The organism is Mycobacteriales bacterium (assembly GCA_035550055.1).
Lineage (GTDB): Bacteria > Actinomycetota > Actinomycetes > JAFAQI01 > JAFAQI01 > DASZTV01.
The window spans coordinates 1-8,595 of the sequence record DASZRO010000116.1 but is presented as its reverse complement, the minus strand read 5'-3'; the positions used below and the strand labels follow the sequence as shown (position 1 = coordinate 8,595).

Here is an 8,595-nt window from a genome sequence, read left to right as displayed (position 1 = left end):
GGCTCGGTCTTCCCGAGCAGCGGCGCGCAGAACCCGACACTCACGATCATGGCGACCGCGTTGCGCAACGCCACGAAGAACTTCGGTCACGGTCACGCCCACCTCGGGCGCGACCACGGAGAGGACGCCGTCTGATGCGTGGACTGATCTTCGGCGTGAGCACCACACCTGGGCAGCCGTTGCCGGAGGACGCGCTGCCGGCGGAGAAGGCGCTCGCCACGGTGCCGATGGACCTGCGCGACATCCCGGACCCGGCGCTGCCTGCCGACGACTGGGTGATCATCAAGACCAACTTGTGCGGGATCTGCGGGTCCGACGCCAAGCAGGTCTTCATGGACGGCGACGGCGACTCGTCGATGACGGCGATGATCAGCTTCCCGCAGGTTCTGGGCCACGAGGTGATCGGCGAGATCGTCGAGATCGGGCCGACTTCGGGCCGGCGCATCGGCGAGCGCGTGGTCCTCAATCCCTGGCTGTCGTGCGGCCCGCGCGGCATCTCGCCGATGTGCCCGTCGTGCCAGGCCGGCGACTTCAACCTCTGCCACCACTTCACCGAGGGCCATCTCGCACCCGGGATCCACACCGGCAACTCTTCGACGGCGAGCGGCGGCTTCGCCGAGCTCGTCCCGGCGCACACCTCGATGGCGATCCCCTGCCCCGACGACGTGCCGGACGAGATCGCGGTCCTCGCCGACCCGTTCTCGGTGGCGCTGCACTCGGTGCTGCGCAATCCGCCGCCGGCCGGCGGGAGGGCACTCGTATATGGCATCGGTGCACTCGGGCTGTCGACCCTCGCCGTGCTGGCGAAGCTCCACCCCGACGTGCAGGTCGGCGCGATCGTGAAGTGGCAGCACCAGGCCGACGCGGCTGCCCGTCACGGCGCCAAGGCCTTCTTCCACGACCCGACGGGCGGGCTGGTCGAGGCTGTCGCCGACTGGTCGGAGGGCAAGCTCTACAAGCCTTGGGAAGGGTTGCCCATGACCTTTCCCGGCGGCGTCGACATCGTCTACGACACCGTTGCGGCACCCGAGACGATCGAGGTCTCGGTCCGGGTCCTGCGGGCGCGCGGTCGCATGGTCATGACGGGGGTGAGCCAGGCCGGCCGCTTCGAGTGGAGCCCCTGGTACTTCAAGGAGCTCAACCTGATCGGCTCCAACGCCTTCGGCGTCGAAGAGGTCGGCGGCGTCCGCAAGCACGCCATCTCCCACTACCTGGACTGGGCTGCTACCGGGGGCATCGACATCAGCGACATGCTCACCCATCAGTTCACCCTCGACACCTGGCGAGAGGCGTTCACCACCATCGCGCGGCAGGGCGAGACCGGCACGATCAAGGTCGCGTTCGACTACCGATGACGCACGGTTCATGAGGATGCGCAGCGCCGTCATCGAGGGCGCGGGCCGGATCGCCGTCCGCGAGGCGGCCGTCCCCACGCCCGGCCCGGGCCAGGTCCTGGTCCGGGTCGAATGGTGCGGAATCTGCGGCACCGACCTGCACGGCGCGCTCGAAGGCTGGATGCCGCCGGGCACCGTCGGCGGCCACGAGTGGTCGGGCACTATCTCCGCGGTCGGACCTGACGTCGCCGGCTGGTCGCCAGGGGATCCGGTCGTCGGCGGACCGCCCTGGTGCGGCGAGTGCGCCTGGTGTCGCAGCGGACGGCCCGCGTTGTGTCTCGCCGACCCGATCCGGGCGACCGGAAGCGGGCACGGTGACGGCAGCGAGCTCGGCGGCGCGTTCGCCGACTATCTGCTCGCCGGCGCCGACACCCTGCACCGAGTGCCCGACGGCCTCGACCTGCGGGTCGCCGCGCTCTCCGAGCCGCTGGCCGTCGCGTTGCACGGTATCTCGGTCGCCAAGCTGCCCGAGGACCGCGCGAAGCTCCACATCCTGGTCAGCGGCGGCGGGCCACTCGGGCAGCTGGTGATCGCGGCGCTGCGCGCGTCGGGGGCAGCGGACGTGACGGTGTGCGAGCCGTCCGGCGTACGCCGCCACCAGGCCGTCGCAGCCGGCGCTACCGCAGCGCTCGCCCCCGAGGATCTGCCGCCCGCGCCGGCGATGCCGACGCAGGCCCACCAGGACGGCTTCGACTACGCCTTCGAGACCTCCGGAGTGGAGTCGGCCGTCGCCGCGGCGCTCGCCCTGCTGCGCCCCACCGCGACGCTGGTGCTGCTGGGCACCGGCGACCTGTCGGTGCGGATGGACGCGATGCGGATCCTGCTCAACGAGCTGGTCGTGACCGGCGCCTACTGTTACGACGAAGGCGGGATCGATGCCGCACTCGGCCTGTTGGCATCGGGCCGGCTCCCGGTCGACGCGCTGATGTGTCCCGACGACGTCGGGCTCGACGACCTGCTCGACACGATGCTCCGGCTGCATGCCGGAGAGATCCCGACGAAAGCGTTGGTGCGGCCATGACCTCGAACCCCGCCGGGCGTACGGCGAACACCCCGACGTTCAACCACGTCGCCATGACCGTGCCGGCCGATCTGCTGGACGAGGACGGCCGCAAGGCCATCCTCGACTTCTACGGCGAGGTTTTCGGCTGGCAGGAGCTGCCGACCGAGACGATCGACCGCAAGCGCCTGGTGATGATGGCCTACGAGTTCGGGCAGTTCGTCTTCATCGAGGCCGACGACAAGCCGATGACGACCAACCCGATGGACCACTTCGGGATGTCGGTGTCCACCCTCGCCGAGCTCGAAGAGTTCTACGACCGGGCGAAGGCGTACAGCGAACGGGACGACCGGACCGTCCTCGAGGACAAGATGCTCGACGACTTCGGGATGCTCGAGCTGCACGCCTTCTACGTTCGCCACATCCTCCCGCTCAAGGTCGAGGTGCAGTACTTCAACTGGAAGCAGCAGGCCCAGTGAGCGCCGCACCGAGCGGCACCACCGCTCGCGGGCCCTCCGCGCGCGGTGGCGCGCCCGCCCAGGAACGCGAGCTGCGGGCGCAGGGCCGCAAGACGATGCAACGGCTGCTCGCCGCCGGCCAGGCCGTGTTCGCGGCTCAGGGCTTCCACAACGCGCGGGTCGACGACATCGTGAAGGCGGCGAAGACCTCGCACGGCACCTTCTACCTATACTTCTCCAACAAGGAGGACTTGTTCAAGGCCCTCGCTCTGGACACCATGTCGGAGATGGAGGCGCTCGGCGCCTCGCTCGGTCCGGTAACCCCCGACGAAGACGGTCGGGCAACCATCCGCGACTGGGTGACGAAGTTCGTCGACCTGTACGCCGCGCACGGCAGCGTCATCCGCGCATGGACCGAGTGGGAGCTCAACGACCGCGACCTCGGGCTTCGCGCCCGAACGTCGTTGATGCAGCTGTCGACGGCGCTGGCCACTCGCATCCACGAGGTGCGCGTGCTCGACGACCGAGGCGTCGCGGAGGGGCTCGCCTGCTTGTCGATGCTCGAGCGGTTCAACTACTTCCGGGAGTCACACCAAGCCGACGTCTCCCGCGAGGACGCGATCGAGATCCTCACCCGCGCGGTCTTCGAGGGCTTCTTCGTCCCCGACCGCGCCGCGAGCAGGCGACCTCGCCGGATCCGCAAAGCGGGCTGATTGAATGGCGCACATGTCCGAGGCTGACGCCGTCGTCAGGGACGTTCCCGACAACGAGCCCGAGCGCCACGACGTACCCGCGGGCGGGCGGAGCGGGTTCACCCTCGTCGACGGCCGGCAGGTGCACTACCTGGAGTGGGGGCACGCCGGCGCGCCCGCGGTGCTGGCGCTGCACGGCGGCGGCCAGACGGCGTACATGTTCGAAGACATCGGCGCGAAGCTGCGTGACAAGTGCCACGTCATCGCGATCGACCTCCCTGGCCACGGCGAATCGGACTCGCTCACCGACACCGAGGGCGTGTCCCGCCAGCACCTGGCTGCGGCCGTCCCGGGCCTGCTCGCGGAGTTCGGCGTCGGACCGGTCGCGATCATCGGCGCCTCGCTCGGCGGCATCGTCGCGATGACGCTGGCCGCGGCTGCGCCGGACCTGGTGTCGGCGATCATCCTGATCGACGTCGGCCACCGGCTCGAGCCCGAAGGCGTCCAGCGCATCATCGACTTCATGACCAAGCACGAGTCGTTCGGCTCGCTCGAGGAGGCCGGCGCAGCCATCGCGGAGTACCTGCCCAACCGCAAACCGTCGCCGCCCGACCGGCTCAAGCGCAACCTCCGCCAGCGCCCCGACGGTCGGTGGGTGTGGAAGCACAGCCTCGGCCGCATCAGCCGCGAGCGCATGGCCAACATCCGGGACACCGACTGGGAGAACGACATCCTGGTCGGTCTCGACGCGGAGGCGGCGAAGATCCAGATCCCGGTGCTCGTGTTGCGCGGCGCGGCAAGCGACGTGCTGTCCAGCGACGGCGCCACCGAGGTCGCCTCGATCATTCCCAACGCGCGCGTCGCGACCATCGCCTCGGCCGGGCATCTGGCTGCCGGCGACAACCCGGCAACGACCGCGAACCTGATCCGGGACTTCCTCGACGAAGTCCTTCCCACCCACTGAGCACGAGGAAGAGGCAAACAGTCATGGGTCTGCTCGACGGCAAGGTCGCCATCGTCACCGGCGCTGGCCGGGGTCTGGGAAGGACCCACGCGCTCCTGCTCGCCGCCGAGGGCGCCCGCGTCGTGGTCAACGACCTAGGCGGCGAGTGGGACGGCGCCGGCACCGACAACCGCCCGGCGCAGCAGGTCGTCGAGGAGATCAAGGCGGCCGGCGGCGACGCGGTCGCCAACTACGACAGCTGCTCGAACTTCAAGGCGGCCGAGGACATGGTCAACCAGGCAGTCGACACGTTCGGCGGCCTGGACATCGTCGTCAACAACGCCGGCATCCTGCGCGACAAGATGAGCTACAACATGACGGAGGACGACTGGGACTCCGTCATCGACGTACACCTCAAGGGCCACTTCGCGATGACGCACTTCGCCGGCGGCTACTGGCGAGCGCGCTCGAAGGCCGGCGATCCGGTGTACGGCCGGGTCATCAACACCAGCAGCGAGTCGGGGCTGTTCGGCAACGCCGGCCAGGCCAACTACGCCGCGGCGAAGGCGGGCATCGTCGCGCTGACCTGGGTGACCGCCCGCGAGTACGCCAAGATCGGCGTCACCGCCAACGCGATCGCACCGCGTGCCCGGACCCGGATGACCGAGCAGACGTTCGCCGGCTTCGGTGAGGTCAAGGAAGGCGAGTTCGACGCTTGGGCGCCGGAGAACGTCTCACCGCTCGTCGGCTGGCTGGCCAGCCCTGCGGCGCAGGACGTCACGGGCCAGGTGTTCGTGGTGTGGGGCAGCGAGGTCCAGGTGGCCAAGGGCTTCACCCTCGGCGGCTCGGTCGACGCCGGCGGCAAGGCGTGGACCGTGGACGGGCTGATCGAGGCGGCGCCGAAGCTGTTCGCAAACCACGACTCCGGCATCCCGCCGTTCCAGCTGGTTTGAGCCGACCGGTCATCGCATGGCGCTGATCCCCGACCAGCTCCGCTGGGCGGCCGACCACCTCGCGGACGAGCCCGGCTTCGTCGTACACGGCGTCGGGTCGATCACCTACGGCGAATGGAACGACACGGCGTCGCGGCTGGCGCACGGACTGGTCGACGCGGGCGTCCATGCCGGCGACCGGGTCGCGTTGGTCATGCGACCGGAGGACGGGCTCGCGTTCGTGCAGGCGTACGCCGCGATCCACAAGGCCGGCGCGGTCGCCGTTCCGGTCAACGTGCGCATGGCCCCGAACCTCGTCGAAGGCGTGCTCAAGCACTGCGAGCCGGCGGTGACCGTGGTCGCGCCTGAGCTCAGCCACCTCGCGCCCGGCGGCGTCGGCTGGCAGACGCTGCTCGCCGACGACTCGACCGACGTACAGGTCGATCGCGACAGTGACGACCTCGCCGAGATCCTCTACACGTCCGGCACGACGAGCGCGCCGAAGGGCGTCGCGATCCGGCACAGCAACTCCGCCCTGGTCATCACGTCCGAGCCGCAGTGGAGCGGCCGGCCGTGGCTGCACGCCTGCCCGATGTTCACGTTCTCGGGGCTGACGTTCGTCTACCAGCCGATGCGCATGGGGATGTACACGCTCTACCTGCCGAAGTTCGACACCGGCGAGTGGCTGTCCCTCATCGAGTCGACCCGTCCCAAGTGCGTGTTCCTGGTGCCGGCGATGGTCGAGCTGCTGCTGGCCGACGAGCGCACCACCAGGACCGACTGGTCGAGTGTCGAGATGGTCTCCGTCGGGTCGGCGCCCATCGCGCCGAGCACGCTGCTCGCGATGCAGGACGTCGTACCGGATGCGATGGTCACGAACTCCTACTCGATGACCGAGGCCGGTACGGCGTACTTCTTCATGCCGAAAGGCGAGCTGCGCCGTCATCCCGGTTCGGTAGGCCTGGCGGTCCCCCCGGCCAAGGTCCGCATCCTCGACGACGACGGGGCCGAGGTGCCGGTCGGCGAGATCGGCAACGTGCAGGTGAAGCCGGCCGGCAAGCTGCGGGAGTACTACAAGGTGCCGGCCGAGGCGCAGGACATGTTCCACGAGGACGGCTGGCTTCGCACCGGTGACCTGGGCAGGCTCGACGAGGACGGCTATCTCTACATCGCCGGGCGGGCGAAGGACGTCATCATCCGCGGCGGGCTCAACATCCACGCCACCGACGTCGAGTCGGCCCTCTACGAGCACCCCGGCGTACGTGAGGCCGCGGTCGTCGGCGTCGAGCATCCGGTGCTCGGCGAGGACGTGGTCGGCTTCGTCGTACTCACCGAGGCGGGCGCGGCCACGCCGGAGGAGCTGACCGCGTGGTGCAAGGAGCGGGTCGCGGACTACGCCGCGCCACGGCGGATCTACCTGGTCGAGGAGTTCCCGAGAAACGCCACCGGCAAGGTGCTCAAGCGCGAACTGCAACACCACCCCTTGCTGAAGTGACCGTCGAGCCCAACGTTTTTGGTCACTCAGACCCCGCTGAAAGACCAACTACGTAGGGCTCGGCGTCAGGAGGCGGCGCCGAGGACCAGGTCTGCCACACGCTGGCGTTGCCAGGCCTGCTTGCCGAGCACGAGGTCGGTGGCCTTGGCCCGCTTGTAGTAGAAGTGCGCCGGGCACTCCCACGTGAACCCGACCGCGCCGTGCACCTGGATACTCGTGCCCGTCACGTTGATCGCGGCCTCGGCCACCCAGGACTTGGCCATGCCGGCGGCGAGCTCGCGGTCCTCGGCGTCCACGTCGGAGCACCACGCCGCGTAGTGGGTGATGACGCGGGCCAGCGTGAGGTCCTGCAGCATTTCCGCGGCCATGTGCTTGACGGCCTGGAAGGTCCCGATCGGGCGGCCGAACTGCACCCGGCTCTTCGAGTACTCCGCCGCGAGCTCGAACGACGCCTCCGCCGCGCCGACCAGCTCGGCGCACAGCATCACCGACGCGTCGTCGGCGACCCGCCGCAGCAGCGCCGTCTGGTCGCCTGCCGGGCCGAGCCGGCGGGCGGGCGTGCCCTTCAGCTCCAGCCGACCGAGGTCGCGGGTCGGGTCCATGCCCGGCACCGACTCCGCCGCCGCGCCTTCGACGAGGTACGCCGCGAGGCCGTCGTCGTCGGCCGCCACGACGATCACCCAGTCCGCGGTGGCGGCGTCCGGGACGGTCGGCTTCAGGCCGTCGAGCACCCAGCCGTCACCGGAAGTGGTGGCTTCGGTCCTGATCGAGCCGAGCGGGTCGCCCGACGTACCCAGCTCGTCGACGGCCACCGTGCCGCGCTTCGCGCCGGATGCCAGGTCGGCGAGAAGCTCGTCGGCACCGAGCCGCAACGACGCAAGGGTCGCGAAGACCGCAGAGGAGAAGTACGGGCCGGGCAGCGGGACGCGGCCCATCTCCTCGCACACGACGGTCATGTCGACCAGTCCCAGGCCGAGGCCGCCGTGCGCCTCGGGGACCAGCAGGCCGGGCCAGCCGAGGTCGGCGATCCGACGCCAGAGCTCGTCCGGCATCCGACCGCCGTCGCCGGCCATCGCGAGCAGCCCCGGCGCATCGACCATGCCGGCGAGCGCGTCGCGGACGGCCTCCCGGAGCGCCTTCTGGTCGTCGTTGAAGTCGAAGTCCACGGCGCCATCCTCACGGCTGGCGTTCCCTGACGCAAATGTCAGGGAACGGCGCGTCGGGCCCGGTCCGCGCGATAGGTTCACCCTCATGGATTTCGCGTACACGCCTGAGGACGAGGCGTTCCGCTCCGAGCTCCGGGAGTGGCTCGACAAGGCTCTGGCCGCCTTCGAGGAGCGAGAGATCCCCGACGTACAAGGCCAGAACAAGCTCTACGCCAAGCGCAAGGCGTGGCAGAAGGTCATGGCCGAAGGCGGCTGGGCGGCGATCAACTGGCCGAAGGAGCTCGGCGGCCGCGAGGCCACGTTGATGCAGAACGTCATCTACTCCCAGGAGATGGCGAAGTCCAAGGCGCCCGGCATCTACAACGCCAACGGCGTCTGGCAGATCGGCCCGATGATCATCCGCTGGGGCACCCAGGAGCAGAAGGACCGGTGGCTGCACGGCATCCTGCACGCCGAGGAGCACTGGTGCCAGGGCTTCTCCGAGCCGGAGGCGGGATCCGACCTCGCCAACCTGC

9 protein-coding genes are annotated in these 8,595 nt (G+C 69.7%); 8 read left to right on the top strand and 1 reads right to left on the bottom strand.

The genetic code is table 11. From position 1 onward, the window contains the following. Positions 1-134 precede the first annotated feature (134 nt). From VG899_16620 to VG899_16590, 7 genes are read left to right on the top strand one after another with little or no spacing between them, the layout of a single operon-like run. The gene (locus tag VG899_16620) at positions 135-1,355 is read left to right on the top strand and encodes an alcohol dehydrogenase catalytic domain-containing protein (GenBank protein ID HWA67990.1); all 1,221 of its coding nucleotides are present in this window, start codon (positions 135-137) and stop codon (positions 1,353-1,355) included. A gap of 10 nt (positions 1,356-1,365) precedes the next feature. Next, positions 1,366-2,415 carry an alcohol dehydrogenase catalytic domain-containing protein gene (locus tag VG899_16615; protein ID HWA67989.1) on the top strand — a complete coding sequence of 350 codons (1,050 nt, stop codon included), beginning with the start codon at positions 1,366-1,368 and terminating at the stop codon, positions 2,413-2,415. After that, entirely contained in the window at positions 2,412-2,873 is a 462-nt protein-coding gene (locus VG899_16610) for a hypothetical protein (protein ID HWA67988.1), read from the top strand. Before VG899_16615 ends, VG899_16610 begins: the two co-directional genes overlap by 4 nt. Further along, positions 2,870-3,565, top strand: a complete 696-nt coding sequence (locus VG899_16605; GenBank protein ID HWA67987.1) for a helix-turn-helix domain-containing protein — start codon at positions 2,870-2,872, stop codon at positions 3,563-3,565. The genes VG899_16610 and VG899_16605 overlap by 4 nt, the downstream gene beginning before the upstream one ends. Positions 3,566-3,578: 13 nt before the next feature. Then, positions 3,579-4,508: an alpha/beta hydrolase gene (locus VG899_16600; protein HWA67986.1), complete on the top strand. Its 930-nt coding sequence runs from the start codon at positions 3,579-3,581 to the stop codon at positions 4,506-4,508. A 23-nt stretch (positions 4,509-4,531) separates the two neighbouring features. Further along, complete coding sequence (locus VG899_16595) at positions 4,532-5,440, top strand: SDR family oxidoreductase (GenBank protein HWA67985.1); 909 nt, start codon at positions 4,532-4,534, stop codon at positions 5,438-5,440. A 16-nt stretch (positions 5,441-5,456) separates the two neighbouring features. Then, a complete protein-coding gene (locus VG899_16590) occupies positions 5,457-6,914 on the top strand; it encodes an AMP-binding protein (protein ID HWA67984.1) in 1,458 nt (485 codons plus the stop codon). A gap of 65 nt (positions 6,915-6,979) precedes the next feature. Here the strand turns inward: VG899_16590 and VG899_16585 are convergent, their stop codons facing one another. Continuing rightward, positions 6,980-8,080, bottom strand: coding sequence for an acyl-CoA dehydrogenase family protein (locus VG899_16585; GenBank protein HWA67983.1), 1,101 nt, complete (start codon positions 8,078-8,080; stop codon positions 6,980-6,982). Between the two features lie 85 nt (positions 8,081-8,165). Between VG899_16585 and VG899_16580 the strand changes: the two genes are divergently transcribed. Continuing rightward, on the top strand, positions 8,166-8,595 hold a 430-nt coding region (locus VG899_16580; GenBank protein ID HWA67982.1), incomplete at its 3' end, for an acyl-CoA dehydrogenase family protein.